27 protein-coding genes are annotated in these 24,722 nt (G+C 63.5%); 24 read left to right on the top strand and 3 right to left on the bottom strand.

Features of this window, described 5'->3' with window-relative positions; genetic code table 11:
• The 9 genes from M1B34_RS30160 to M1B34_RS30120 form a co-directional block, all read left to right on the top strand.
• A partial coding sequence (locus M1B34_RS30160; protein WP_268267034.1) for a methyl-accepting chemotaxis protein occupies positions 1–470 on the top strand: 470 nt, incomplete at its 5' end.
• Positions 471–582: 112 nt separating this feature from the next.
• On the top strand, positions 583–1,146 hold the full coding sequence (gene pnuC / locus M1B34_RS30155) for a nicotinamide riboside transporter PnuC (RefSeq protein WP_268267033.1): 564 nt from the start codon (positions 583–585) through the stop codon (positions 1,144–1,146).
• The gene (locus M1B34_RS30150) at positions 1,143–1,667 is read left to right on the top strand and encodes an AAA family ATPase (RefSeq protein WP_123332870.1); all 525 of its coding nucleotides are present in this window, start codon (positions 1,143–1,145) and stop codon (positions 1,665–1,667) included. The genes pnuC and M1B34_RS30150 overlap by 4 nt, the downstream gene beginning before the upstream one ends.
• Positions 1,668–2,011: 344 nt before the next feature.
• Entirely contained in the window at positions 2,012–2,455 is a 444-nt protein-coding gene (locus M1B34_RS30145; RefSeq protein ID WP_123332869.1) for a hypothetical protein, read from the top strand.
• Position 2,456: 1 nt separating this feature from the next.
• Positions 2,457–3,035, top strand: a complete 579-nt coding sequence (locus M1B34_RS30140) for an adhesin (RefSeq protein ID WP_268267032.1) — start codon at positions 2,457–2,459, stop codon at positions 3,033–3,035.
• Between the two features lie 66 nt (positions 3,036–3,101).
• Positions 3,102–4,199: a heme utilization protein gene (locus M1B34_RS30135; protein ID WP_268267031.1), complete on the top strand. Its 1,098-nt coding sequence runs from the start codon at positions 3,102–3,104 to the stop codon at positions 4,197–4,199.
• Between the two features lie 63 nt (positions 4,200–4,262).
• Positions 4,263–4,961 carry a C39 family peptidase gene (locus tag M1B34_RS30130; RefSeq protein ID WP_123332862.1) on the top strand — a complete coding sequence of 233 codons (699 nt, stop codon included), beginning with the start codon at positions 4,263–4,265 and terminating at the stop codon, positions 4,959–4,961.
• Between the two features lie 44 nt (positions 4,962–5,005).
• Entirely contained in the window at positions 5,006–5,746 is a 741-nt protein-coding gene (locus tag M1B34_RS30125; protein WP_268267030.1) for a hypothetical protein, read from the top strand.
• 47 nt (positions 5,747–5,793) lie between these two features.
• Positions 5,794–7,083 (top strand): transporter, encoded by a 1,290-nt coding sequence (locus tag M1B34_RS30120; protein ID WP_123332861.1) that lies wholly within the window; start codon positions 5,794–5,796, stop codon positions 7,081–7,083.
• A 95-nt stretch (positions 7,084–7,178) separates the two neighbouring features.
• On the opposite strand, the gene M1B34_RS30115 is transcribed toward M1B34_RS30120, so the two are convergent.
• Complete coding sequence (locus M1B34_RS30115) at positions 7,179–8,504, bottom strand: sigma-54 dependent transcriptional regulator (RefSeq protein ID WP_123332859.1); 1,326 nt, start codon at positions 8,502–8,504, stop codon at positions 7,179–7,181.
• 353 nt (positions 8,505–8,857) lie between these two features.
• Here M1B34_RS30115 and M1B34_RS30110 point away from each other — a divergent pair, with 353 nt between their 5' ends.
• The gene (locus tag M1B34_RS30110; protein ID WP_123332857.1) at positions 8,858–9,124 is read left to right on the top strand and encodes a hypothetical protein; all 267 of its coding nucleotides are present in this window, start codon (positions 8,858–8,860) and stop codon (positions 9,122–9,124) included.
• 170 nt (positions 9,125–9,294) lie between these two features.
• On the opposite strand, the gene paaX is transcribed toward M1B34_RS30110, so the two are convergent.
• Positions 9,295–10,218, bottom strand: coding sequence for a phenylacetic acid degradation operon negative regulatory protein PaaX (gene paaX / locus M1B34_RS30105; protein ID WP_123332856.1), 924 nt, complete (start codon positions 10,216–10,218; stop codon positions 9,295–9,297).
• 64 nt (positions 10,219–10,282) lie between these two features.
• Complete coding sequence (paaY, locus tag M1B34_RS30100) at positions 10,283–10,876, bottom strand: phenylacetic acid degradation protein PaaY (RefSeq protein WP_123332854.1); 594 nt, start codon at positions 10,874–10,876, stop codon at positions 10,283–10,285.
• A gap of 365 nt (positions 10,877–11,241) precedes the next feature.
• Here paaY and paaF point away from each other — a divergent pair, with 365 nt between their 5' ends.
• The 14 genes from paaF (at position 11,242) to M1B34_RS30030 (ending at position 24,674) form a co-directional block, all read left to right on the top strand.
• Positions 11,242–12,015, top strand: a complete 774-nt coding sequence (gene paaF / locus M1B34_RS30095) for a 2,3-dehydroadipyl-CoA hydratase PaaF (RefSeq protein ID WP_268261472.1) — start codon at positions 11,242–11,244, stop codon at positions 12,013–12,015.
• 47 nt (positions 12,016–12,062) lie between these two features.
• Positions 12,063–12,854 carry a 2-(1,2-epoxy-1,2-dihydrophenyl)acetyl-CoA isomerase PaaG gene (gene paaG, locus M1B34_RS30090; RefSeq protein ID WP_268267029.1) on the top strand — a complete coding sequence of 264 codons (792 nt, stop codon included), beginning with the start codon at positions 12,063–12,065 and terminating at the stop codon, positions 12,852–12,854.
• Position 12,855: 1 nt separating this feature from the next.
• A complete protein-coding gene (paaH, locus tag M1B34_RS30085) occupies positions 12,856–14,373 on the top strand; it encodes a 3-hydroxyacyl-CoA dehydrogenase PaaH (RefSeq protein ID WP_268267028.1) in 1,518 nt (505 codons plus the stop codon).
• Positions 14,366–14,815 (top strand): hydroxyphenylacetyl-CoA thioesterase PaaI, encoded by a 450-nt coding sequence (gene paaI, locus M1B34_RS30080; protein ID WP_123332846.1) that lies wholly within the window; start codon positions 14,366–14,368, stop codon positions 14,813–14,815. Before paaH ends, paaI begins: the two co-directional genes overlap by 8 nt.
• Positions 14,808–16,016 carry a 3-oxoadipyl-CoA thiolase gene (gene pcaF / locus M1B34_RS30075; protein ID WP_268267027.1) on the top strand — a complete coding sequence of 403 codons (1,209 nt, stop codon included), beginning with the start codon at positions 14,808–14,810 and terminating at the stop codon, positions 16,014–16,016. Before paaI ends, pcaF begins: the two co-directional genes overlap by 8 nt.
• A gap of 104 nt (positions 16,017–16,120) precedes the next feature.
• Positions 16,121–17,440 carry a phenylacetate--CoA ligase PaaK gene (gene paaK / locus M1B34_RS30070; RefSeq protein ID WP_268267026.1) on the top strand — a complete coding sequence of 440 codons (1,320 nt, stop codon included), beginning with the start codon at positions 16,121–16,123 and terminating at the stop codon, positions 17,438–17,440.
• 179 nt (positions 17,441–17,619) lie between these two features.
• Positions 17,620–18,609, top strand: coding sequence for a 1,2-phenylacetyl-CoA epoxidase subunit PaaA (gene paaA / locus M1B34_RS30065; RefSeq protein WP_268267025.1), 990 nt, complete (start codon positions 17,620–17,622; stop codon positions 18,607–18,609).
• A gap of 43 nt (positions 18,610–18,652) precedes the next feature.
• The gene (gene paaB, locus M1B34_RS30060; protein WP_123332838.1) at positions 18,653–18,934 is read left to right on the top strand and encodes a 1,2-phenylacetyl-CoA epoxidase subunit PaaB; all 282 of its coding nucleotides are present in this window, start codon (positions 18,653–18,655) and stop codon (positions 18,932–18,934) included.
• An 8-nt stretch (positions 18,935–18,942) separates the two neighbouring features.
• Entirely contained in the window at positions 18,943–19,704 is a 762-nt protein-coding gene (paaC, locus tag M1B34_RS30055) for a 1,2-phenylacetyl-CoA epoxidase subunit PaaC (RefSeq protein ID WP_268267024.1), read from the top strand.
• Positions 19,691–20,224 carry a 1,2-phenylacetyl-CoA epoxidase subunit PaaD gene (paaD, locus tag M1B34_RS30050; protein WP_123332834.1) on the top strand — a complete coding sequence of 178 codons (534 nt, stop codon included), beginning with the start codon at positions 19,691–19,693 and terminating at the stop codon, positions 20,222–20,224. The genes paaC and paaD overlap by 14 nt, the downstream gene beginning before the upstream one ends.
• Before the next feature lie 33 nt (positions 20,225–20,257).
• Positions 20,258–21,334: a 1,2-phenylacetyl-CoA epoxidase subunit PaaE gene (paaE, locus tag M1B34_RS30045; protein WP_123332832.1), complete on the top strand. Its 1,077-nt coding sequence runs from the start codon at positions 20,258–20,260 to the stop codon at positions 21,332–21,334.
• A 120-nt stretch (positions 21,335–21,454) separates the two neighbouring features.
• Entirely contained in the window at positions 21,455–21,763 is a 309-nt protein-coding gene (locus M1B34_RS30040) for a DUF485 domain-containing protein (protein WP_123332830.1), read from the top strand.
• Positions 21,760–23,406 (top strand): cation acetate symporter, encoded by a 1,647-nt coding sequence (locus tag M1B34_RS30035; protein WP_123332827.1) that lies wholly within the window; start codon positions 21,760–21,762, stop codon positions 23,404–23,406. The genes M1B34_RS30040 and M1B34_RS30035 overlap by 4 nt, the downstream gene beginning before the upstream one ends.
• Positions 23,407–23,429: 23 nt before the next feature.
• A complete protein-coding gene (locus tag M1B34_RS30030; protein ID WP_123332826.1) occupies positions 23,430–24,674 on the top strand; it encodes an OprD family porin in 1,245 nt (414 codons plus the stop codon).
• Positions 24,675–24,722 lie beyond the last annotated feature (48 nt).

Here is a 24,722-nt window from a genome sequence, read left to right as displayed (position 1 = left end):
ACCTGCTGGCCCTCAACGCGGCGATTGAAGCCGCCCGAGCCGGCGAGCAAGGCCGAGGCTTTGCCGTGGTCGCCGATGAAGTGCGGCTACTGGCCCAGCGCACCCAGCAATCGACTGCGGAAATCCAGTCGATGATCGAACGCCTGCAAACCCACTCCGAAGCCGCAGTAAAAGTCATCGGCGACAGCAGCCGCGCGTCCCAACTGACCATCGAACAGGCCGGCCTGGCCGGAGAAAGCCTGAACGCCATCGGCCAGGCCCTGCGCAACCTCAATGGCCTCAACGCCTCCATCGCCAGCGCCACTCTGCAACAGGCTCACGTGGTGGAAGACATCAACCAGAACGTCACCCAGGCCGCCGGTCTGTCCCACAGCACGGCCCTGGCGGCCGAGCAGTCCAGCGTCGCCAGCCGCCACCTGAAACAACTGAGCGAGCAGCTCAACAGCCTGCTGCGTCAGTTCCGCGTCTAAACCCGTGCCGAGCCGGGGTTCCAAGCCCCGGCCAGGGCTCGCCGCGGACTAACGCGCGGCGCGCCACTGTGGGTACAATCGGCGCCCTTTTGCACTTCCCCAAGGATTCTCCATGTCCGGGCTTGAACTGTTCGCCGCCGCCCTCGGCGTGATCGCCGTGTGGTTGACCGTCAAGCAGAACCCCTGGTGCTGGCCCATCGGCCTGGTGATGGTGGTGCTCTACATCTGGGTCTTCCTGGAGGTCAAACTCTATTCAGACATGCTGCTGCAGGTGATCTACGCCGGCCTGCAAGTCTATGGCTGGTGGCAATGGACCCGGGGCGGCGCCCAGCATCAGGGCCGCACAGTCAGCCACTTGCCGCTGCCGGCAATCCTCAAGGGCCTCAGCCTGGGGGCCCTTGGCAGCCTGTTGCTCGGCGCCGCCATGGCCCATTGGACCGACGCCGCGCAACCCTGGCTGGACGCGGCACTCACGGGCTTCAGCCTGGTGGCCCAATGGTGGATGGCGCAAAAACGCGTGCAATGCTGGCCGCTGTGGATCGCCGTGGATGTGATCTACGTCGGCCTGTTTATCTATAAAGACCTGCACCTGACCGCCGCGCTGTATGCCCTGTTCACCCTGTTGGCGATCCAGGGCTGGCACCAATGGCGCGCCGACCCGGCGTTGCGGGCATGAAGGTCCTGGTCCTGACCGGCCCCGAGTCCAGCGGTAAAAGCTGGCTGGCCGGCGAGTTGCAAGCGCACTTTGGTGGCGTGCAGGTCGGCGAATACGTGCGTCACTTCATCGAGCAGAACCCCCGCGACACCACCCTGGCGGACATCCCCGAGATCGCCCAGGGGCAACTGGCCTGGGAAGACGCTGCCCGGGCGCAGCAGCCGCCACTGCTGATCCTCGACACTCACTTGCTGAGCAATATCCTCTGGAGCCAGACCCTGTTTGGCGCCTGCCCGGCCTGGATCGAACAGGCGTTGCTGGCCCGTCATTACGACCTGCACCTGCTGTTGGCGCCCGAAGGCGTGGGCTGGTGCGACGATGGCCAGCGTTGCCAGCCGGACCTGAGCGAACGCCAGGCATTCTTCAGCGCCACCCGGCAGTGGCTGGAAGCTCACCACCAGCCGTTTCAGGTGGTCACCGGCGATTGGTCGCAACGTCGGCAACTGGCCTTCGCCCAGGTGACAGCGCTGCTTGATCGCTGATGGGCCATTTGCCCCGCTTTAACCCGGTTCCGGGGCAAAACTGTCCATTTCTGAAACACTCATTGACGCTCAAAACGCTCTAGCTACCGGGGTGATCGGCCCTGGCCGGCAATCTGTTACGCGGCTGATACAGCTTGCCGCAAGCCCATGACTTAAAGCATTCGCTCGCCTTCCCCCGGTTGCCACCCGCGAACCGCGTCTCAGATTTGAAACAGTTCGCCCCCTGCCCTCCGATCTATTTCTGCAACGTGTTGAATTCAAAATGAAAACAAAAAGCGGCACGGCTTCTGCTCTCTCCTATTCATCGCTGGCTAGGGCCAACGAACAGAATAAGGAACAACGCCGTGGGGAACATCAATCAAGGTTTGACCCGCCTCCTGCTGATCGGCTGTGCCGTCAGCGCGATGTACAGCCTGACGGCCCAGGCCGAAGGCAACGGTGTGATTGTCCTCAACCGTACCGTGCAAGCTCACCCCTACGGCCGCTCAGCGCTGCAACCCGACCCCAATCCGATCACTGTCAACGCCAACCCCTCCAGCCGGATCACCGGTAGCACCGGCAATGAACTGAGCGACGGCGACATTGCCGGGGTGAGCAGCGGCGCGCTGATCCGCAACCAAGTGATTCCCGGCGGCTCCAGTGCAGGCCTGAATGTGGTGACCAATCCCAATGGCTTGCCCGGCATGGCCAGCGGTCACGGCGGTGGCTCGGGCGGCTCGATCTCCGGCTCGATCAATCGCTCGCTGAGCACCGGCCTGGCGCCACTGAATAACATTGGGGGCCAGTGAGATGAAACTTTCCCTGTTGCTGCTCGCCCTGCTCGCTTGCTCCTCGGCCATGGCCGACAGCGCCGGCCCGGTGACCGACACCTCGACCATCGTCAACTCCGGCGCCGGCTACACCGGTGGCTTGAACCTCAACCAGGCAGCCGGCGACCAGCAACAGCAAGCCAACGTTCGCGCCATTGCCATCGGCACCGAAGCCAAGGCCGTGACCCGTGTGACGCAGAAACTCGACACACCCGCCGACCGCTCGGTCAACGCCAGCAGCACCATCGGCGGCAACTCGTTCAGCAACGGCAATGGGGTCCTGGGCGTCAACCAGTCCTCCGGGGCCAACAATCAAATGGTCAATGCCATGCGGATCAGCATCAGTGCCAAACCGCAAAGCATCGACGACAGCGTCCTGTCCCAACAGAACGTGACGCTGGTACCAAGCTCAGGAGCAACTGACGCTCAACAAGGCAGCCGCCAGGTCGTTACCAGCGACCAGGCCTTCACCGGCAGCCGGGGAGTGATTCAGGTGAACCAGAGTGCTGGGGTGGGGAACCGCATGGCTAACACCCTGAGCATCCGGGTCGCAGACTGACCCGAACACGTAGTGCGATTAGAAAGTACCAACACTTAACCAACTAATAAGCACCGGAGAAACACCATGAAACCTACAATGGCTCTCAAACCACTGGTTTTCGCCCTGGCCGCCGTTATGGCAATGGCTGCACAGGCTAATGGCAACGATAACGACCATGGCAATGGTCACGGCAACGGTAACGGCCATGGCGGCGGCAATGGCGGCCACCAGCAAGGCCCAGACCTCGGCACTCTGCTGCAAATCACCGCTGGGGCCGGTGCTGCAGTGATCGACGTCCAGACCAACACCGGCAACTACGTGAAAAACCAAGGCACCAACAACAATGCCAAGGCTGACAACTCGCTGAACGGCTCCAACGGCAACATGGGCGCCAACGTGGCTGCCGGTGACGGCAACCAACAAGACAACGCCGCCGCCCTGGCCACCGCCGACGAAAGCTTCATCTTCGGCAGCGCCGTGGCCGCGTCCAGCGCCACTCAAGTGAACGCCAACAACACCGTTAAAAACTACTCGACCCAGAACAACGCCACCCTCAACAACTCGGGTAACAACGGTTCCGGCAACATGGGGATCAACGTCACCGCCGGCAACTTCAACCAACAGAAAAACAACCTGGCAATCGCTGTCTCCGGGGGCCGTGTAGCCACCGCCGCCGCGTCGGCCAACCAAAGCACCACCAACCTGAACGTGCAAAACAAAGGCGTGCAGGCCTACAAAAAAGACACCCTGTCGGGCGGCTTCGTAGCCTCAGGCAGCTACAGCGGCAGTGGCCAAGGCACCATCGAAGGCGATGAAGGCCATGGCGGTGGCGGCCACAGCGGTGGCGGCAACAACCACGGCAACAGCTTCGGCAGCAACGGCGGGGGCAATGGCGGTGGCAACGGTGGCGGTCATGGCGGCGGCAACGGTGGTGGCAATGGCGGCGGCAACGACGACCAAAGCTTCACCTTCACCGAACAAGGCACCGTCCAACTGGCCGGCTACTGGACCCAGCAAGTGCTGACCAAAGACGGCTGGAAAAACCCAGTGGTGAACAACGCCACCATGAGCAGCTCGATGAACAACTTCTCCGGCAACGGCGGAGCCAACGTCTCGGCAGGTGTGGGCAACCAACAAAGCAACTCGCTGTCCATCGCTGCCGGCTGCAAAGTCTGCATGTAATCGCGATCGAAACGAAAGCCCCGGAAACGGGGCTTTTCCACAGGCTCACCAGGCGTCTCGATCATGCGTATCGCTCTCTACACCCTACTGTTGTGCCTCTTTGGCCTGCCCGGCTTCACCGGCCAGGCCCAAGCGGCTCAGATGGCGGTCGCCGGCCTTCCAGGCGGCAACCTGATCTACAAAAAGGTGCAAAGCGTGCGCGAGCGCAAGTTCAGCGACATCGTCGAGCAGAAAACCGATTTCAGCTGCGGCGCCGCCGCACTGGCCACGGTGCTGCGCCAAGCCTATTGGCTGGATGTCGATGAGGACCACGTCATCAAGGGCATGCTGGTTAACGCCGACCACAATCTGGTCCGCACCCAGGGTTTCTCCATGCTCGACATGAAGCGCTACATCGAAAGTATCGGCATGCGGGCCCGGGGTTATCGAATTCCAGCGGAAAAACTGGACGCGGTAACCATTCCGGTGGTGGTTCTGATGGAAATTCGCGGCTACAAGCACTTCGTGGTCATGCAGCGCGCCAAGAAAGACTGGGTCTACATCGCAGACCCGGTACTGGGCCACAAACGCTACACCCACGATGAATTTATCAAAGGCTGGAACGGCATCGTGTTTGCCATCATCGGCCCTGGCTACGACAAGACCAACGCCTTGCTCGCCCCGCCAGATCCCCTGACCGCACGTAACAAGCTGGATTCCTTCAGCCCGGTCCAGGACGCAGAACTGTTGGACTTTGGATTTATCCAGAGCGACTTTTTCTAGCAGCCAAACAATGATAATGGGGCTGGATGCCCCGGGAGCAGCAGATGAAAACCTCATACTGGCTGGCAGCCGCCTGCCTGGCAGCAGCTCTTCCAGCCCATGCTGGTTTCAACCCCATCGAAGTTCAGGATCAGGAACTGTCGCAACTTCGCGGCCGTTACGTCATGCCGGGACGCATCATCAGTTTCGGCATCGTCATGAGCAGCACCTGGCGCAACGCCAGCGGCGACGTGATCGGTGCCAGCACCTCCCTGCAGGTGCAGCAATCCACGGTCAAGCCGCAATTCTACGTCACCACCTTCAGCCAGACCGGTAACGGCAACACACCAACGACCGGGACCGGCAACGTGGTGGGTGGCGCAGGCCTGGGCACCACCCAGGGCATTACCCAAACGGTGCGTGCGGCCGGTGACGGCAACAGCGCCTACAACGACATCGCCATCAACGTCACGGAAAGCAACCACGCACCAGGGCAAGGGCCGCAAGTGGGTCAGGTCCTGCTCAACGGCGGCACCGTCACCGGCACCAGTGCCGCGGGCAGCGTTGCAGTCTCGGCGGTCAACGGCGGGATCCAGATGGCCATCCTGGCCAACAACAACCAGGGCCAGACCCTGCAGCAAGTCGCCCAGGGCAACCTGATGCAGAACACCAGCCTGCTGGGCAATAGCAATATGGTGAACAACATCACCCAGCTCAATGTAGTGCTCGGCAATAACGGCCCCAGCACCGGCGCTTTGGACTGCAATCTGACCAGCCTCAAGGGCCTTCGCAACCTGGGATATTGAACTACGCTGACTCTCGACCATTGGGTTCACAAGGGACGGTTTATTTCATGTATCGATCTGTTTCACTACGCGCAGTCGTGTGTTTGAGCACTCTTTTTCCGGCAGTAGCGCTGCAAGCCGCCACTGACCCGGACGTGGAGACCCTGAAACAGGAACTTCTGGAGTTGAAGCAACGCTACGAAGTACAACAGAAGGCCCTCGCGGTACTGGAACAACGGGTTCGTCAGGTCGAAGATCAGCCCGCCGCGCCGCCGCCCAAGCGCCTGGCCAAGTCGCCAGCAGACATGAAAGGCTATCAGCCGGTCGCCGGCACCGGCGCCGCTGCGGCCTCCGGGGGCGCTGCTGGGGGTGGCGGCTACGGCCAGTCGCTCAAAGAGGACTCCGAACCGGCGCAGAGCGTCAGCAACCTCTATGACGAGGCCAGCGGTTTCTTCGGCGGCGGCAAGTTCAGCTTTGAAACCGGGATTACCTACGCCCGCTACGACGCTCGCCAGTTGACGGTCAACGGCTTCCTGGCCCTGGACTCGATCTTCCTCGGCAGCATCAACCTGGACCGCATCAAGGCGGACAACTGGACTCTGGACCTGACCGGTCGCTACAACCTCGACAACCGTTGGCAGTTCGACATCAACGCGCCGGTGATCTACCGCGAGTCGACCTATCAATCCAGCGGCGGAGCTAATGGCGCCACCACCGAAGAAACCGTGACCCGCGATCCGACCCTGGGCGACGTCAACTTCGGGGTGGCCTACAAGTTCCTCGACGAAACCCCGTACCTGCCGGATGCCGTGGTCACCTTGCGCATCAAGGCACCGACAGGCAAAGAACCGTTCGGCATCAAGCTGGTGCAGTCGTCCGCCAACACCAACCTCTTCGTGCCGGAAAGCTTGCCCACCGGCAATGGCGTCTGGTCCATCACGCCGGGCATTTCCCTGGTCAAGACCTTCGACCCGGCGGTGCTCTTCGGGACCTTGTCCTACACCCACAACCTCGAAGAATCCTTCGACGACATCAGCTCCCGGGTCGACCAGAAGGTCGGCGGCAAGGTGCAACTGGGCGACAGCTATCAGATTGGCGCAGGCGTAGCCTTCGCCCTCAACGAGAAAATGAGTATGTCGTTCTCGGTCTCTGACCTGATCCAGCGTCGCAGCAAGCTCAAGCCAGACGGTGGCGACTGGCAATCGGTGGTGTCCAGCGACGCCAACGCCGGCTATTTCAACGTCGGCATGACCATCGCTGCCAGCGACAACCTGACCATCGTGCCCAACCTGTCCATCGGGCTCACCGAGGATGCCCCGGACTTCACCTTCAGCCTGAAATTCCCTTACTACTTCTAACGTTGCCGCTGCACGGTTCCAACGCTCGCGATACAACGCACAAGGCCCGCCGCGATCACCCTCGCGGCGGGCCTTGTGCGTTGGCCTGGGCGAAACTAGCGAATCTGATGCTTGTGCAGCAGCCGGTAGAACGTCGGGCGCGACACCCCAAGCACCCGCGCGGCGACGCTAAGGTTGTCGCTGTGACGGTTGAGCACGTCACACAGGGCCTGGCGCTCGGCCCGGTGTTTGTAGTCTTCCAGGGTGCCCATGGGCGCGCTGCTGCCCTGCTGCCCCTGCAAGCCCAGGTCACGGGCCTCGATCTGCCGCCCCTCGGCCAGCACCAGGCCACGGCGCACGCGGTTGGCCAGCTCACGAACATTACCCGGCCATTCGTGCTTGCCCATGGCAACCAGGGCGTCCTCGCTGAAACTGCGCGGCCGGCGCCCGGTTTCCTGGCTGTAGAAATGGGAAAAGTGGTTGGCCAGCATGCCCAGGTCGCCATGGCGCTCGCGCAACGGTGCGGTGACCACCTGCAACACGTTCAGGCGGTAATACAGGTCCTCACGGAAACGCCCATTGCCAATGGCCGCCTCCAAATCCACGTGGGTCGCCGCCAACACCCGCACATCCACCGGAATCGGCTGACTGCCGCCAACCCGCTCGATGTGTTTTTCCTGGAGGAAACGCAGGAGGTTGGCTTGCAGCTCCAGGGGCAGGTCACCGATTTCATCGAGGAACAGCGTGCCGCCGTGGGCCGCTTCAATGCGTCCGACCTTGCGTTGGTGGGCCCCGGTAAAGGCGCCTTTTTCATGGCCAAACAGCTCGGACTGGATCAGGTGTTCAGGGATCGCCCCGCAGTTGATGGCCACGAACGGCTTGCTGTGGCGCTGGGACTGGCGATGCAGGGTCCTGGCCACCAGCTCTTTGCCGGTGCCGCTTTCCCCGCGGATCAACACCGGCGATTCGGTGGGCGCCAGCTTGCTCAGCAGTTTGCGCAGGTCACGGATCGGCCGGCTGTCGCCCAGCAGTTCGTGTTCAGGCTGGTCGACATGCACCGAACCCTGGCCCCGCAGACGCGCCATGCCGAAGGCCCGGCCCAGGGTCACCTGGACCCGGGACACATCGAACGGCAAGGTATGAAAATCGAAAAACCATTCGCAAACGAAGTCGCCAACCTTCTGCATCCGCAGGACTTCCGGGCTGAGCACGGCAATCCATTCGGTGCCGCTGCGGCTGATCAACTCCTTGACCGCCTCAGGGCGTTCCAGGTGAAAGGGCTGTAAACGCAACAACCCAATGTCACAGGAGCGGTCCAGCGCAGACTCCAGGTCACAACTGTCGACGTTCCAGCCGACGGTGCGTAAACCCGGTAACAAACGGTGGCAGTCATCACAGGGATCGACCACCAGCAGGCGACGTTGCACAGGCGCTTCGAGCATGACTGTTCCTTGGCGCCAAATAGTAGAAAAGTTATTAGAAACAGTCGTTTGGCGAGCCTGGCTGTAACACTAGCAAGAACTTGACGCCCACTTGTATCGTTTGCTTATAGCGCTAATTACCAATGGAACTAAGAATCTGGTGATTGCACTAGCAACCTGCGCGCAGGCGCGACAACCGCTGACGACAAGGGTTCAACTAAGGGGCTTGATGCCAGTGTTTCACGTCGAGTTTGTAAAAAGTTATTTTTCAATGTGACCTACCCCCCCTGTGCAGGCATCAGTACAAGTAACCGCCGAACGGTCTGCCCAACCGACGGCGCATCATCTGATTGGGCACATAGAGAGAAGACCCCATGAACGCCCCGCTCCGTATCAACGAAGCACTTTTGATCGCCGACCGCGCCTTCCAGCCCTTCCAGTGTGTGGCCTGGGCCCCTCAAGATGGCAATGGCGAGCTGAGCCTGACCGTTATCGACCGGACCAGTACCCGCATTGGCAAGACTCAGATTTCCTGCAGCGCCTACAGCGATCCCGCCCAGTTGGAGAACGTGCTGAAACAAGCCCGCGCCGAACTGAGCCAGGACGGTTACCTGCTGCAATCCTGGGCCATGCCCAAGTAAGTTATTTATCCAAAGATCGCCTCGTTGCAAGGTGATCCGTTGCCACTAAAGTGCCCGTGCCGGGCACTTTTAGTTGCCGGGTGCAGCACTGGGTTATTGCACCCTTAGTTCTACTACAGCCCTGGCTTTAACAACCTAAGTTGCTCGTCGCGACAAGCAGCAGTGGCGACTTAACGCAAACCGCCAAAACGCCGGTAGAAACTCTCACCCACGTCCGGCAACGGGCCATCGGCATTTTCCAGGGCGCTGCCCAGCCATTCTTCGGCCTTGGCGTGAATCAAGCGGTAAATGTTGCGGCACAACTGGCGCGCCGCGCGCCCTTCCCAATCACCGGGCAGCAACTCGTCCGGCAACTGCGGGTCCCGCAGCAGCAATTTCCGATACTCATGAATCAGCAGCAAGCGCGCCAGGAAGCAATCCTCCGGCTGCAAGTGTTCCTGCTCGCGCAAGGCTTGCCACAGCGGGCGGAACAGCTGGATGAATTCGCTGTAATGCGCGGCCAGCTCGTCGATGTTCCAGCTTTCGCGCACTTGCAGGCGCAAGGCCTTGGAGCCGAGCACATCCTGGGCGGTGGTTTCAAAGACGATGGTTTCTTCCTGCACGCCCAGATCGGTCAGGGTGGCGTTGACGTCTGCCCGATCGCTGCGCGGGCACGCCAGCAACACCGGAGAGATCGCGCCAAAGCCCTGCCACTCCAGCTCCTCACGCACCTGCTTGCGCTGGTCCTGGCTGACTTGCGAGAGCATCACCAGGCACCAGGAACCGTCCCAGGCTGGCACGCTGGCGTTGTAGACGCGCTTGAAGGCCTTGTCGAAACGTCGCCGACCGGTGCCGGTGAGGCTGTAGTAGCTGCGACGTCCGACCTTCTCGGCGGTCAGCCAACCCTCTTTGCTCAAACGGAAGATCGAGGTACGGATCAGCCGTTCGTTGATGCCGATGGGCTCCAGCAACTGAATCAGGCTGCCCAGCCAGACCGTGCCGCCATGGGGTTCGATGGCATCACCGTAGAGGGTGATGATCAGCGAACTGGCGCGGATCGGTGTCTGCTCCTGGAAGCGTTTGATAAGAAGGTTCAACGGCGCTAGGGACGACATGGACGTACCGAGAAAAAAGGAAGAAATATACCGGGTTTCATCAAGCCGTACCCAGCCCCGCTGCTTATAAGGTGCCCTTGGGGCGCAAAGTGCTGGCGCTGATCCGTGGGCGGTCGGCTTGCGGGGCACTCAAGGGCTGGCACTCCTGCATCTGGTTCAAGCAACGCAGCGTCAGCGCCTGGTACTCCCGGGTGCCGGCCAGTTTCCAGGCCACCTCTTCATCACTCAAGACCCGTTTGACGCTGGCCGGTGCGCCCATCACCAGGGATTGGGCCGGGCACTCGAAGCCGGCTTTGACAAAGGCCGCCGCCGAGACGAATGAACGCGGGGCAATGTGCGCGTTGTCCATCACCACCGCGTTCATGCCCACCAGGGCATCGGCGCCGATACGGCAGCCATGCAGCACCGCGCCGTGGCCAATGTGGCCATTGCGCTCGACCACCGTGTCGCTCTCGGGAAAGCCATGCATGACGCAAGTGTCCTGCAGGTTGGCGCCCTCCTCCAGGATGATCCGCCCGAAATCCCCACGCAGGCTGGCCAGCGGTCCGACATAGCAATGAGGGCCAATGATCACATCACCGATCAGCACCGCCGAAGGGTGGACATAGGCACTGGGGTCGACCACCGGGGTCAGCCCATCGAGGCTGTAACAGGTCATGAATGCGCTCCTTGTGGATGGCGGCAACTGAAGCAGAACAAAGCGATGCCGCCGAGCGCACATTGTGTATCACATGATTAATCCACAGCAAAGACAACAAACGGTATCACTTGAAAATTCCACACAAAAATTCGAGCACCGTTGACAAGCCGCTTCAATCTCAATGAAACCAAGATCAATCTGCGGAACACCGGCCAGCTTTCAGGTCGTCAGTCAGACCAATCAACGATAAAAAGGACACATTAAATCAACTTTGATATTGCATTTACGTATCACGTTGGCGATATACTCGGCGAAAACCGGCACCCAGCCGATCCAATAATGAGCCGGCCCCTGGCCGAGCGTGCACTCCGAGGGCATCCGCCATGCCTCAACACCTTGCCGTCGAATGCCTGCCCGGCGGCGTTCGCCTGATCACCTTGCAGCGCCCCCAGGCGCTCAATGCCCTCACCACCCAACTCCTTGAGGAGCTGGCCAGCGCCTTGAGCGAGGCCCAGGAAGACCCCGACACCGGCGCGGTGGTCCTGACCGGCAGTGCCAGGGCTTTTGCCGCCGGCGCGGATATCAAGGAGATGGCGGAGCGCGACCTGGTGGGCATCCTCAATGACCCGCGCCAGGCCTCCTGGCAGCGCATCACCGCCTTCAACAAACCGCTGCTGGCCGCCGTCAACGGCTTTGCCCTGGGCGGCGGCTGCGAACTGGCCATGCACGCCGACATCATCATCGCCGGTGAAGACGCACGTTTCGGCCAGCCGGAAATCAACCTCGGGATCATGCCCGGCGCCGGCGGCACCCAACGCCTGCTGCGCGCCGTGGGCAAGTCCCTGGCGATGCAGATGGTCCTCACCGGCGAAGCTATCGATGCCCGCCACGCCCTGCGTGCGGGCCTGGTCAGTGAAATCACCGCGCCGGAATTCACCGTTGAACGCGCCCTGCACCTGGCCCGGTTGATCGCCGGCAAAGCCCCGCTGGCCGTGCGCCTGGCCAAGGAAGCCCTGCTCAAGGCAATGGACACCGACCTGGCCAGCGGCCTGCGTTTCGAGCGCCAGGCCTTCACCGTACTGGCCGGCACCCGAGACCGGGACGAAGGCATTCGCGCCTTCCAGGACAAACGCAGCCCCAGTTTCACCGGGCGCTGAGCCCGCCCCCCCTGCATTCGAACGACCGCCCAGAGAGCGCCAAGACCATGAACTTCGAACACATTCTGTTTTCCGTCGAGGCAGGCGTTGCCCTGCTCAGCCTCAACCGTCCCGAGCAACTCAACAGCTTCAACACCCAGATGCACGGCGAAGTCAAAGAAGCCCTGAAACAGGTGCGCAGCAACCCCGAGGTGCGGGTGCTGCTGCTGACCGGCGAAGGCCGGGGCTTCTGTGCCGGCCAGGACCTCAGCGACCGCAACGTGGCCCCCGGCAGCGCCGTTCCCGACCTGGGCGACTCCATCGAGCGCTTCTACAACCCGCTGATCCGCACCCTGCGCGACCTGCCACTGCCGGTGATCTGCGCGGTGAACGGCGTGGCCGCTGGCGCCGGGGCCAACATTCCCCTGGCCTGCGATTTGGTGCTGGCGGCCCGTTCCGCGAGTTTTATCCAAGCGTTCTGCAAGATTGGCCTGATCCCCGATTCCGGCGGCACCTGGACCTTGCCGCGCCTGGTGGGCGTGGCCCGCGCCAAGGCCCTGGCCCTGCTGGGCAACCGCTTGAGCGCGGAACAGGCCGAGCAATGGGGGCTGATCTACCAATGCGTGGACGACGCCCAACTGCGGGATGAAGCCCTCAAACTTGCCCGCCACCTGGCCACCCAGCCCACCTACGGCCTGGCCCTGATCAAGCGTGCCCTGAACGCCAGCCTGCACAACCGCTTCGATGAACAGCTGGAACTGGAGCGCGACCTGCAACGCCTGGCCGGGCGCAGCGAGGACTACCGCGAAGGCGTCGCCGCCTTTATGGAAAAACGCACCCCTACCTTCAAAGGACGCTGATATGCAGGCCCTGGATAAACACGCGCGTATCGCGGTGATCGGCGCCGGTGCCATGGGCGCGGGCATTGCCCAAGTCGCCGCCCAGGCCGGCCATGCGGTGTGCCTGCTGGACAAGCGTCCCGGCGCGGCCGCCCAGGCCATTGCCGGCATCGACCAGCAATTGGCCAAGCGAGTGCAGAACGGCAAGCTCGACGCCCAGGCGCACCAGGCCACCCTGGCCCGCCTGCAGCCGGCCGAAGCCCTGGACAGCCTGGCCGACAGCGACCTGATCATCGAAGCCATCGTCGAGAACCTGGAGGTCAAGCAGCAACTGTTCCAGCAACTCGAAGGCCTGTGTCGCAGCGATTGCCTGCTGGCCAGCAACACCTCGTCGCTGTCGATCACCCGCCTCGCCGCCGGCCTGCAACACCCGGAGCGGCTGCTGGGCCTGCACTTCTTCAACCCGGCGCCGGTCATGCCCCTGGTGGAAGTGGTCTCCGGGCTGGCCAGCGACCCGGCCCTGGCCGAATGCCTGTACGCCACCGCGCGCAACTGGGGCAAACAGCCGGTGCATACCCGTTCCACCCCCGGTTTTATCGTCAACCGCGTGGCCCGGCCGTTTTATGCCGAGAGCCTGCGCCTGCTGCAAGAAGGTGCCGCCGATAGCCCAACCCTGGACGCCCTGCTGCGCGAGGCCGGCGGTTTTGCCATGGGCGCCTTCGAACTCACCGACCTGATCGGCCACGACGTCAACTACGCGGTGACCTGCTCGGTGTTCGACGCCTATTACCACGACACTCGCTTCCTGCCCTCGCTGATCCAGCAGGAACTGGTGGACGCCGGGCGCCTGGGGCGCAAGAGCGGCCAGGGCTTCTATCACTACAGCCCTGGCGCCGAACGCCCGCCCGCGCAACAGATAAGCAGCGAGCAAGACGTCGAGCACTGCATCATCGAGGGTGACCTGGCAGCGCTCGATGGCCTGGTGCAACGCCTGCGCAACGCCGGGGTCCAGGTCATCGCCCGGGACGGCAGCGGCCTGCTGCGGGTCGGCGACGCGGTGCTGGCCTTGAGCGACGGGCGCCTGGCCAGCCAGCGGGCGCAAGACGACGGCCTGCGCAACCTGGTGTTGCTGGACCTGGCGGCCGATTACCGCCAAGCCACGCGCATCGCCATCAGTTGCTCCACCGACACCACGTCGCTCGCCCTGGATCAGGCCGTGGCCCTGTTGCAGCGCGCCGGCCTCAAGGTCAGCCGGCTCAGCGACACCCCGGCACTGGTGGTGCTGCGCACCGTGGCCATGCTCGCCAACGAAGCCGCCGACGCCCTGCTGCACGGCGTGGCCTCGGCGGCCGACATCGACCTGGCGATGCGTGCCGGGGTCAATTACCCCCAAGGCCCCCTGGCCTGGGCCGACCGCCTGGGGCTGGGCTACTTGCTCAAGGTGCTGGACAACCTCCAGGCCGCCTATGGCGAAGAACGTTATCGCCCCTCGCTGTTGCTACGGCGTCGAGTGGCCGAAGGGAGGACGCTGCATGACTGATTCCGACGCCATCAACCTCGCCAGCCAATGCGCCCGGGCCCTGTTCGAGCGCGACGCCGCCAGCCAGGGCATGGGCCTGCGCCTGCTCTCGGCCGGCCCCGGCAGCGCACGCCTGGGCATGAGCGTGCGCGCCGACATGCTTCAGGGCCACGGCACCTGCCACGGCGGATTCTTGTTCGCCCTGGCCGACTCGGCGTTCGCCCTGGCCTGCAACAGCTACAACGAGGCCACCGTGGCCATGGGCTGCAGCATCGACTACGTCGCCCCGGCGCGACTGGGGGACACCCTGACCGCCGATTGCACGGAGCAAAGCCGCAGTGGCCGCACCGGCAACTACCACGTTCGCATCGAAAACCAACAGGGGCAGTTGATTGCCCTGTTCCAAGGCAAATCCTACAAAGTGCGCGGCCCGGTGCTGGCGCAGGAGGCTTCCCATGACTGACGCATTGATCATCGATGCGATCCGCACGCCCATCGGCCGCTACGCCGGCGCCCTGAGTGCGGTGCGCGCCGACGACCTCGGCGCCGTGCCGCTGCGGGCCCTGATGGCGCGCCACCCCCAGGTCGACTGGAACCAGGTGGACGATGTGATCTACGGCTGCGCCAACCAGGCCGGCGAAGACAACCGCAACGTTGCCCGCATGTCAGCGCTATTGGCCGGGCTGCCGGTCAGCGTGCCCGGCACCACCCTCAACCGCCTCTGCGGCTCCGGGCTCGACGCCATCGGCAGCGCGGCCCGGGCCATCCGCTGTGGTGAAGCCGGGCTGATGCTGGTGGGCGGGGTTGAATCCATGTCCCGCGCCCCGCTGGTGATGCCCAAGGCGCAGACCGCGTTCTCCCGTGAGGCGCAACTGTTCGACACCACCATCGGCTGGCGCTTCGTCAACCCGTTGATGGCGCGGCAATACGGCATCGACTCGATGCCGGAAACCGCCGAAAACGTCGCCGAGCAGTTCAATATTTCCCGGGAAGACCAGGACGCCTTTGCCCTGCGCAGCCAACAGCGCGCCGCGGCAGCCCAGGCCCGTGGGCGCCTGGCCGAAGAAATCGTCCCGGTGCACCTGCCCCAGCGCAAAGGCCCGGACCTGGTGGTGGAACACGACGAACACCCGCGGGGCGACACCACCCTGGCGCAGTTGCAAAAGCTCGGCACGCCGTTTCGCCAGGGCGGCAGTGTCACGGCCGGCAATGCGTCCGGGGTCAACGACGGCGCCTGCGCCCTGCTCCTGGCCAGCCCGGCCCAGGCCCAGCGCCACGGCCTCAAAGCCCGGGGCCGGGTACTGGCCATGGCCAGCGCCGGGGTCGAACCGCGAATCATGGGCATCGGCCCGGTACCGGCCACTCGCAAGGTGCTGGCGCTGGCCCGGCTCGAGCTGGCGGACATGGACGTTATCGAGCTCAACGAAGCCTTCGCGGCCCAGGGCCTGGCGGTGCTGCGGGAACTGGGGCTGGCCGATGACGACCCACGGGTCAACCCGAACGGCGGTGCCATCGCCCTGGGCCACCCCCTGGGCATGAGCGGCGCGCGCCTGGTAACCACCGCCCTGCACGAACTGGAAGCGCGCCAGGGGCGCTACGCCCTGTGCACCATGTGCATCGGCGTCGGCCAGGGCATCGCCCTGATCATCGAGCGGCTTGAGTAACCGATAAAAAAACAATGCCTGCGGAGCCGCCAGGTATTCTTGGCATCTGCACTCAAGGCCCGCCAGCCAGCGGGTCGCAACATAAAAACAATTCGAGTGAAGTCATGAACATGCCCTTAGCCAAAGCCGTGCCCAACAGCCTGCTGGACCCGATGGAAACCGCCAGCATCGACCACCTGCGCCAGCATCAGCTGGAACGCCTGCGCTGGAGCCTGAAACACGCCTACAACAACGTGCCGCTGTACCGTCAGCGCTTCGATGCGGCAGGCGTGCACCCCGACGACATCCGCGACCTGGCGGACCTGGCCAAGCTACCGTTCACCACCAAGGCCGACCTGCGCGACAACTACCCCTACGGCCTGTTCGCCGTGCCCATGGACCAGGTGGTACGCCTGCACGCCTCCAGCGGCACCACCGGCAAACCGACCGTGGTCGGCTACACCCAGAACGACATCGACACCTGGGCCAATGTGGTGGCGCGCTCGATCCGCGCCGCCGGCGGCCGACGCGGCGACAAGGTGCACATTTCCTATGGCTACGGGCTGTTCACCGGCGGCCTGGGCGCCCATTACGGTGCCGAGCGCCTGGGCTGCACAGTGATCCCCATGTCCGGCGGCCAGACCGAGAAGCAGGTGCAACTGATCAAGGATTTCCAGCCGGACATTATCATGGTCACGCCCTCCTACATGCTCAACATCGCTGACGAAATCGAGCGCCAGGGCCTGGACCCGCAAAAACTCGCCCTGCGCCTGGGGATCTTCGGCGCCGAACCCTGGACCGCCGAGCTGCGCAGTGCCATCGAGCAACGCCTGGGGATCACCGCCCTGGACATCTACGGCCTCTCGGAAATCATGGGGCCAGGCGTCGCCATGGAATGCGCGGAGACCAAAGACGGGCCGACCATCTGGGAGGACCACTTCTACCCCGAGATCATCGACCCGGTGACCGGTGCGGTGTTGCCTGACGGGCAGATGGGTGAACTGGTGTTCACCTCCCTGAGCAAGGAGGCGCTGCCGATGATCCGCTACCGCACCCGCGACCTGACCCGCCTGCTGCCGGGTACGGCGCGGCCCATGCGGCGCATCGACAAGATCACCGGGCGCAGCGACGACATGCTGATCATCCGCGGGGTCAACGTGTTCCCGACCCAGGTCGAAGAGCAGGTGCTCAAGGTCAAGCAACTGTGCGAATGCTACGAGATCCACCTGTACCGCCACGGCAACCTCGACAGCGTGGATGTGCACGTCGAACTCAAGGCCGAGTACCAGCACCTGGGCGACGAGCAGCAGAAAGCCATCTGCGGCGAACTAAGCAAACACATCAAGAACCACATCGGCATCAGTTCGCGTATCGTTTTACAGCCTGCCTTCAGCATCAAGCGTTCCGAAGGCAAAGCCTGTCACGTGCTCGACAAGCGCCAATAATCACTGCTTAAAGCCGCCAAACCCCGCCCCGGCGGGGCTTTTTTATGGGCAACCGAAAAGCGAAAGCCATCAAGCGATACAAAAACAAATACGACACGGTGTTTTGTGTTTGATATTTTGTTTTGTATCACTTATAAAGTCTCCATGCCCACGCACACCCTCACGGCGGGAGACACGTCATGTACGCACAGCTGGTTGAAACCGGGGTCAAGCGCCTCAAGAGCCTTTCGGAGATGTCCGAGCAGGAGCGCGCCTTCCAGGAAAAGATCGACGGGGAAATCAAGATCGAGGCCAAGAACTGGATGCCCGATGCCTACCGGCAAACGCTGATCCGGCAGATCTCCCAGCACGCCCACTCGGAAATCGTCGGCATGCTGCCCGAAGGCAACTGGGTCACCCGCGCCCCGACCCTCAAACGCAAACTGCAACTGATGGCCAAGATCCAGGACGAAGCCGGCCACGGCCTCTACCTCTACAGCGCCATGGAAACCCTGGGCGCCGACCGCGACGAAGAGATCGCCAAGCTGCACAGCGGCCGCGCCAAGTATTCGAGCATCTTCAACTACCCGACCCTGAACTGGGCCGACATGGGCGCCGTGGGCTGGCTGGTGGACGGCGCGGCCATCGTCAACCAGGTGGTGCTGCAGCGCACCTCCTACGGCCCCTACTCCCGGGCCATGGTGCGCATCTGCAAGGAAGAGAGCTTCCACCAGCGCCAGGGCTACGAAATCCTCCTGACCATGATGCGCGAGGGCAACCAGGCGCAAAAAGACATGGTTCAGGACGCCATCAACCGCCTGTGGTGGCCAGCCCTGATGATGTTCGGCCCAAGCGACGAACACTCCCCCAACAGCGCCCAGTCCATGGCCTGGAAGATCAAGCGCCAGAGCAACGACGAGCTGCGCCAGCGCTTTATCGACCAGACCATCCCGCAACTGGAACTGCTGGGCTGCACCTGCCCGGACCCTGACCTGAAGTGGAACGCCGAGCGCGGTCACTACGACTTCGGCGACATCCAGTGGGACGAGTTCTACGAAGTCCTCAAGGGCAACGGCCCGTGCAACCAGGAACGGGTCGCCACCCGCCGCAAAGCCATTGAAGACGGCGCATGGGTACGAGCCGCCGCTGTCGCTTACGCCCACAAGAAAGCCAATAAAAACGCCGCTTGATTCGCCTAACCCGCGACCCAACGCCTGATGTGGAGTCACCCTGATGTCTGAATGGACCCTCTTCGAAGTCTTCGTGCGCAGCAAGCACGGCCTCAACCACAAACACGTGGGCAGCGTGCACGCCGCCGACAGCACCATGGCCATCGAGAATGCCCGCGACCTCTACACCCGGCGCAGCGAAGGCGTCAGCCTGTGGGTGGTGCCGTCGGCGCTGATCGTCGCCTCGTCGCCGGATGAAAAAGACCCGCTGTTCGACCCGGCCGACGACAAGGTCTATCGCCACGCCAGCTTCTACCAACTGCCCCCTGAAGTCGGGCACATGTGAGGCTGACCATGACCACTCAAGACGATCTGATCCAATACCTGCTGCGCCTGGGCGACAGCGCCCTGATCCAGGGCCAGCGCCTGTGCCAATGGTGCGGCCGCGCACCGGCCCTGGAAGAAGAACTGGGGCTGATGAACGTCGGCCTCGACCTGGTGGGCCAGGCGCGCAACTGGCTGGACTACGCCGCCGAGCTGCTGGACGACGGCCGCGACGCCGACCACCTGGCTTTCCGCCGTGACGAGCGCGCCTACCGCAACCTGTTGCTGGTGGAGCAGCCCAACGGCGACTTCGCGGTGACCATGCTCAAGCAATTCCTGTACGACGCCTGGCACCTGGAAATCCTCAAGGGGCTCAGCCAGTCCAGCGACGAACGCATCGCCGGGGTCGCCGCCAAGGCGGTCAAGGAAGTCACCTACCACCTGCGCCGCTCCAGCGAATGGGTCGAACGCCTGGGCGACGGCACCGAGGAAAGCCACCAGCGCATGCTCGACGCCATCCCGTTGCTGTGGCGCTTTACCGTGGAGCTGAACCGTGCCGACGACAGCGAGGCGCGCCTGCACCACGCTGGCCTGGTGCCGGACATCGCCAGCGTTGCCCAGGGCTGGCAAGCCCGGGTGGCCGAGGTGTTTGCCAGCGCCACCCTGCCGGTGCCGGCAGCCGCGGAGTACTTCTACCTGGATGCCCGGCGCGGCCTGCACAGTGAACACCTGGGCATCGTGCTGGCGGAAATGCAGTCCCTGTCGCGAGCCTACCCCGATGCGACCTGGTGAGCTGATCGCCAGCGACCAGGGCGCCCGGGCCCCACAGCCCGGCGACCTGGATGCCGCCTGGGCGACCCTGAACCAGGTCATGGACCCGGAAGTGCCGGTGGTCAGCGTGGTCGACTTGGGCATCGTCCGCGACCTCGACTGGCGCGACGGCCACCTGCACGTGGTGGTGACCCCAACCTATTCCGGCTGCCCGGCCACCGAGGTGATCGAAAGCGACATCCGCGCCGCCCTGGAGCTGGCCGGGTTCTGCGCCCCGCACCTGCAGCGCACCCTCACCCCGGCCTGGAGCACCGACTGGATCACCGACACCGGCCGTGAACGCCTGCGGGCCTATGGCATCGCGCCGCCGGCCGCCAGTAGCAGCAAGCGCAGCCTGTTGGGCGAAAGCCCACAGGTGCTGTGCCCGCAGTGCGGCAGCGCCCACACCGAACGCCTCAGTGAGTTCGGTTCCACCGCCTGCAAGGCCCTGTACCGCTGCCGCGACTGCCTGGAACCGTTCGACTATTTCAAGTGCATCTGACCGGCCATCTGCCGTGTTGGAGGGAGAACCACAATGAGCCAATTCCACAGCCTGACCATCAAGGATGTGCGCAGCGAAACCCGTGATGCGGTATCGATCGCCTTCGAGATTCCCGAGCACCTGCAACAACGCTTTCATTTCACCCAGGGCCAACACCTGGTGATGCGCACCCTGATGGACGGCGAAGAAGTGCGTCGCTCCTATTCCATCTGCACCGGGGTCAACGACGGCGAGTTGCGCATCGCGATCAAGCGCGTGGCCGGTGGGCGTTTCTCGGCCTTTGCCAACGAACAGCTCAAGCCCGGCCACCAACTGGAGGTGATGCCCCCTGCCGGGCACTTCCATGTCGAACTGGACCCGAGCCGTCACGGCCACTACCTGGCCGTGGCCGCGGGCAGCGGCATCACGCCGATCCTGTCGATCATCAAGACCACCCTGCAAACCGAGCCCAACAGCCGCGTGACCCTGCTTTACGGCAACCGCTCCAGCTCCAGCGCGCTGTTTCGCGAACAGCTGGAAGACCTGAAGAACCGCTACCTGCAACGCCTCAACCTGATCTTTGTGTTCAGCCGCGAGCAACAGGACATCGACCTCTACAACGGCCGGATCAACGCCGAGAAATGCCAGCAGCTGTTCTCCCGCTGGCTCGACGTCAAGGCCCTGGACGCGGCCTTTATCTGCGGGCCGCAGGCGATGACCGAAAGCGTGCGCGACAGCCTCAAGGCCAGCGGCATGCCCGCCGAACGCATCCACTTCGAGCTGTTTGCCGCCGCTGGCAGCGAACACAAGCGCGAGGCCCGGGAAGCCGCACGGCAACTGGACGCAGCGGTCAGCCAGATCACCGTGATCAGCGACGGTCGGGCCCTGGCCTTCGACCTGCCGCGCAACACCAGCAGCATCCTCGATGCCGGCAATGCCCAGGGCGCCGAGCTGCCCTACTCGTGCAAGGCCGGGGTCTGTTCCACCTGCAAATGCAAAGTCATCGAGGGCGAAGTGGACATGGACAGCAACCACGCCCTGGAAGACTACGAAGTGGCCGCCGGCTATGTGCTGTCGTGCCAGGCCTACCCGGTGAGCGACAAAGTCGTCCTCGACTTCGACCAACTCTAAGCCCTGCGCAGGCGCTGGCTTGCCAGCGTTTTACCCGTCACTCAACGTCCCACGTGCACCGCAGCAACACCTGCAACGTTCTACGCCCCACAACAAAAACAACACCCAGAGAGCGCCGCCATGACCCCGCAAGACATACAACAGATCAGTCAGCACCCGGACTTCGTCCAGCTGGTGCGCCGCAAACAGAACCTCTATTGGTCCCTGACCCTGGCCATGCTGGTGATCTACTACGGCTTTGTGCTGCTGGTGGCCTTCTCCCCCAGCACCCTGGGCCAGTCCCTGAGTGGTGGCGTGACCACGGTCGGCATGCTGGTGGGCGTGGTGATCGTGCTGCTGGCCTTTGCCCTCACCGGCTTCTATGTGTACCGCGCCAACCACGTGATCGACCCGCTGAACGAAAAGCTCAAGCAGGAGTGCGCCCAATGAAAGCCCTGAGCGCGTGGTTCCTCCTGCCCGGCCTGTTGGCCACCGACCTGGCCATGGCCGCCGAAGGCAGCAGCCGACCCTTGAACTGGAACGCCATCGGCATGTTCCTGGTGTTCGTGCTGTTTACCCTCGGCGTCACCCGCTGGGCCGCCTTGCGCACCCGCTCGGCCAGTGATTTCTATACCGCCGGCGGCGGCATGACCGGCTTCCAGAACGGCCTGGCGATTGCCGGCGACATGATTTCCGCGGCGTCCTTCCTCGGCATCTCGGCGATGATGTTCCTCAACGGCTACGACGGCCTGCTGTATGCACTGGGGGTGCTGGCCGGCTGGCCGATCATCCTGTTCCTGATCGCCGAGCGCCTGCGCAACCTGGGTAAGTACACCTTTGCCGACGTGGTGTCCTACCGCCTGGAACAGACCCCGGTGCGCCTGACCTCGGCCTTCGGCACCTTGACCGTGGCCCTGATGTACCTGGTGGCGCAGATGGTCGGCGCCGGCAAGCTGATCGAGCTGCTGTTCGGCATCAGCTACCTCTACGCCGTGATGCTGGTGGGCGTGCTGATGGTGTTTTACGTGACCTTCGGCGGCATGCTCGCCACCACCTGGGTGCAGATCATCAAGGCGGTGATGCTGCTGTTCGGCACCAGCTTCATGGCGTTCATGGTGCTCAAGCATTTCGGCTTCAGCACCGAGGCAATGTTCGCCGGGGCCGCTGCCGTGCACGCCAAAGGCAACGCGATCATGGCCCCCGGCGGTTTGCTGTCGAACCCCATCGACGCCATTTCCCTGGGGTTGGGCATGATGTTCGGCACCGCCGGCCTGCCCCATATCCTGATGCGTTTCTTCACCGTCAGCGACGCCAAGGAAGCCCGTAAAAGCGTGTTCTACGCCACTGGCTTTATCGGCTACTTCTACCTGCTGCTGATCATCGTCGGCTTTGGCGCCATCGTCATGGTCGGCACCGACCCGAGCTTCCGCGATGCCAGCGGCGCGATCATCGGCGGCGGCAACATGATCGCCGTGCACCTGGCCCAGGCCGTGGGCGGCAACCTGTTCCTCGGCTTTATCTCGGCAGTGGCCTTCGCCACCATCCTTGCAGTGGTGGCCGGGCTGGCGCTGTCCGGCGCCTCGGCGGTGTCCCACGACCTGTATGCCTGCGTGATCCGCAAAGGCCAGGCCAGCGAGCAACAGGAAATGCGCGTGTCGCGGATCGCCACCCTGTGCATCGGCGTACTGGCGATCATCCTCGGCTTGCTGTTCGAGTCGCAGAACATCGCCTTCCTCTCCGGGCTGGTGCTGGCGATTGCCGCCTCGGTCAACTTCCCGGTGCTGTTCCTGTCGATGTTCTGGAAAGGCCTGACCACCCGTGGCGCGGTCAGCGGCAGCATGGCCGGGCTGGTCTCGGCCATCGTCTTGCTGGTGCTGAGCCCGGCGGTCTGGGTCAACGTGCTGCACCACGACAAAGCCCTGTTCCCCTACTCCAACCCAGCGCTGTTCTCCATGAGCCTGGCGTTTTTCTGTGCCTGGCTGTTCTCGGTCACCGACACCTCGCCCCGGGCCGCCCTGGAGCGCGGACGCTACCTGGCGCAGTTCATCCGTTCGATGACCGGCATCGGCGCTTCCAGCGCCAGCAAACACTGATTGCAAGACAGGGAATAACAACAATGAACCCGACCACCTGTAAAACACTGCTTTCGCTGCTCACCGCCTCCGGCCTGCCGTTGCTGGCCGGCAGTGCCCAGGCCGACTTCATCAGCGACAGCAGCGCGCGCCTGGAACTGCGCAACCACTACCTCAATCGCGATTTTCGCCAGGACAACGCCCCCCAGTCCAAGGCCGAAGAATGGGCCCAGGGCTTTACCGCCCGCCTCACTTCCGGCTTCACCGAAGGCACCCTGGGCTTCGGCCTGGACGCCCTCGGCGAACTGGGCCTCAAGCTCGACTCCAGCCCGGACCGGCGCGGCACCGGCCTGCTGCCCTACGGCCCAAACAGCCATGAGCCGGCGGACGAATTCAGCGAACTGGGCCTGACCGGCAAAGTCCGCCTCGGCAAGAGCGTGCTCAAGCTCGGCACCCTGCAACCCCTGCTGCCGGTGGCCACCTACAACGACACCCGCCTGCTGGGCTCGACCTTCCAGGGCGGCCTGCTGACCAGCCAGGACATCAGCGGCCTGACCGTGAACGCCGGGCGCCTGACCGAGGCCAACCTGCGGGACTCCTCCAGCAATGACGACATCGGCTACGGCGCCGCCCGCAGCGATCACTTCGACTTCGCCGGTGGCAGCTACGCCTTCACCCCGCAACTGAGCCTGAGCTACTACTACGGCAAGCTCGACCAGATCTATCGCCAACAATTTGTCGGCCTGGTGCACACCCAGCCCCTGGGCAACGGCTTCAGTCTGCGCAGCGACCTGCGCTACTTCGACAGCCGGGGCGACGGCGCCGAACGTGCCGGGCGCATCGACAACCGCAACTTCAACAGCCTGTTCACCCTGGCCCACGGCGCCCACAAAGTCAGCGCCACCTGGCAACAACTGTCAGGCGACAGCGCCTTTCCATTCCTCAACGGCGGCGACCCGTACGTGGTCAACCTGGTGACCTACAACACCTACACCCGCACCGACGAAGACTCCTGGCAACTGCGTTACGACTACGACTTCGCCGCCCAGGGCGTTCCCGGCCTGACCTTCATGACCCGCTACACCGACGGCCGCCACGTCAAGGCCGGCACCGTGGACAACGGCCGCGAACGGGAACGCGACACCGACATCACCTACGTGATCCAGAGCGGCGTGTTCAAGGACGTGAGCATCCGCTGGCGCAACCTGACCTTCCGTTCCGGCAACGGCTTGAACACCGCGATCGACGAAAACCGCCTGATCCTCGGCTACACCCTGGCCCTTTGGTAACCCTCGACCGGCGTCGCCTGTCGGGCGGCGCGCCCTTATTTTCCGGAG

This window comes from Pseudomonas morbosilactucae (assembly GCF_023241715.1).
In the GTDB taxonomy this organism is placed as follows: Bacteria; Pseudomonadota; Gammaproteobacteria; order Pseudomonadales; family Pseudomonadaceae; genus Aquipseudomonas; species Aquipseudomonas morbosilactucae.
This window is presented reverse-complemented; position numbering and strand designations above follow the sequence as displayed.

Coding starts and splice junctions, on each gene's coding strand:
- M1B34_RS30120 (WP_123332861.1), top strand. CDS start 5,794: ATGTATCGATCTGTTTCACTACGCGCAGTCGTGTGTTTGAGCACTCTT.
- M1B34_RS30030 (WP_123332826.1), top strand. CDS start 23,430: ATGAACCCGACCACCTGTAAAACACTGCTTTCGCTGCTCACCGCCTCC.
- M1B34_RS30150 (WP_123332870.1), top strand. CDS start 1,143: ATGAAGGTCCTGGTCCTGACCGGCCCCGAGTCCAGCGGTAAAAGCTGG.
- paaF (WP_268261472.1), top strand. CDS start 11,242: ATGCCTCAACACCTTGCCGTCGAATGCCTGCCCGGCGGCGTTCGCCTG.
- paaA (WP_268267025.1), top strand. CDS start 17,620: ATGTACGCACAGCTGGTTGAAACCGGGGTCAAGCGCCTCAAGAGCCTT.
- M1B34_RS30035 (WP_123332827.1), top strand. CDS start 21,760: ATGAAAGCCCTGAGCGCGTGGTTCCTCCTGCCCGGCCTGTTGGCCACC.
- M1B34_RS30040 (WP_123332830.1), top strand. CDS start 21,455: ATGACCCCGCAAGACATACAACAGATCAGTCAGCACCCGGACTTCGTC.
- paaI (WP_123332846.1), top strand. CDS start 14,366: ATGACTGATTCCGACGCCATCAACCTCGCCAGCCAATGCGCCCGGGCC.
- M1B34_RS30110 (WP_123332857.1), top strand. CDS start 8,858: ATGAACGCCCCGCTCCGTATCAACGAAGCACTTTTGATCGCCGACCGC.
- M1B34_RS30130 (WP_123332862.1), top strand. CDS start 4,263: ATGCGTATCGCTCTCTACACCCTACTGTTGTGCCTCTTTGGCCTGCCC.
- paaH (WP_268267028.1), top strand. CDS start 12,856: ATGCAGGCCCTGGATAAACACGCGCGTATCGCGGTGATCGGCGCCGGT.
- paaX (WP_123332856.1), bottom strand. CDS start 10,218: ATGTCGTCCCTAGCGCCGTTGAACCTTCTTATCAAACGCTTCCAGGAG.
- paaY (WP_123332854.1), bottom strand. CDS start 10,876: ATGACCTGTTACAGCCTCGATGGGCTGACCCCGGTGGTCGACCCCAGT.
- pnuC (WP_268267033.1), top strand. CDS start 583: ATGTCCGGGCTTGAACTGTTCGCCGCCGCCCTCGGCGTGATCGCCGTG.
- M1B34_RS30115 (WP_123332859.1), bottom strand. CDS start 8,504: ATGCTCGAAGCGCCTGTGCAACGTCGCCTGCTGGTGGTCGATCCCTGT.
- M1B34_RS30135 (WP_268267031.1), top strand. CDS start 3,102: ATGAAACCTACAATGGCTCTCAAACCACTGGTTTTCGCCCTGGCCGCC.
- M1B34_RS30125 (WP_268267030.1), top strand. CDS start 5,006: ATGAAAACCTCATACTGGCTGGCAGCCGCCTGCCTGGCAGCAGCTCTT.
- pcaF (WP_268267027.1), top strand. CDS start 14,808: ATGACTGACGCATTGATCATCGATGCGATCCGCACGCCCATCGGCCGC.
- paaE (WP_123332832.1), top strand. CDS start 20,258: ATGAGCCAATTCCACAGCCTGACCATCAAGGATGTGCGCAGCGAAACC.
- M1B34_RS30140 (WP_268267032.1), top strand. CDS start 2,457: ATGAAACTTTCCCTGTTGCTGCTCGCCCTGCTCGCTTGCTCCTCGGCC.
- paaC (WP_268267024.1), top strand. CDS start 18,943: ATGACCACTCAAGACGATCTGATCCAATACCTGCTGCGCCTGGGCGAC.
- paaB (WP_123332838.1), top strand. CDS start 18,653: ATGTCTGAATGGACCCTCTTCGAAGTCTTCGTGCGCAGCAAGCACGGC.
- paaG (WP_268267029.1), top strand. CDS start 12,063: ATGAACTTCGAACACATTCTGTTTTCCGTCGAGGCAGGCGTTGCCCTG.
- paaD (WP_123332834.1), top strand. CDS start 19,691: ATGCGACCTGGTGAGCTGATCGCCAGCGACCAGGGCGCCCGGGCCCCA.
- paaK (WP_268267026.1), top strand. CDS start 16,121: ATGAACATGCCCTTAGCCAAAGCCGTGCCCAACAGCCTGCTGGACCCG.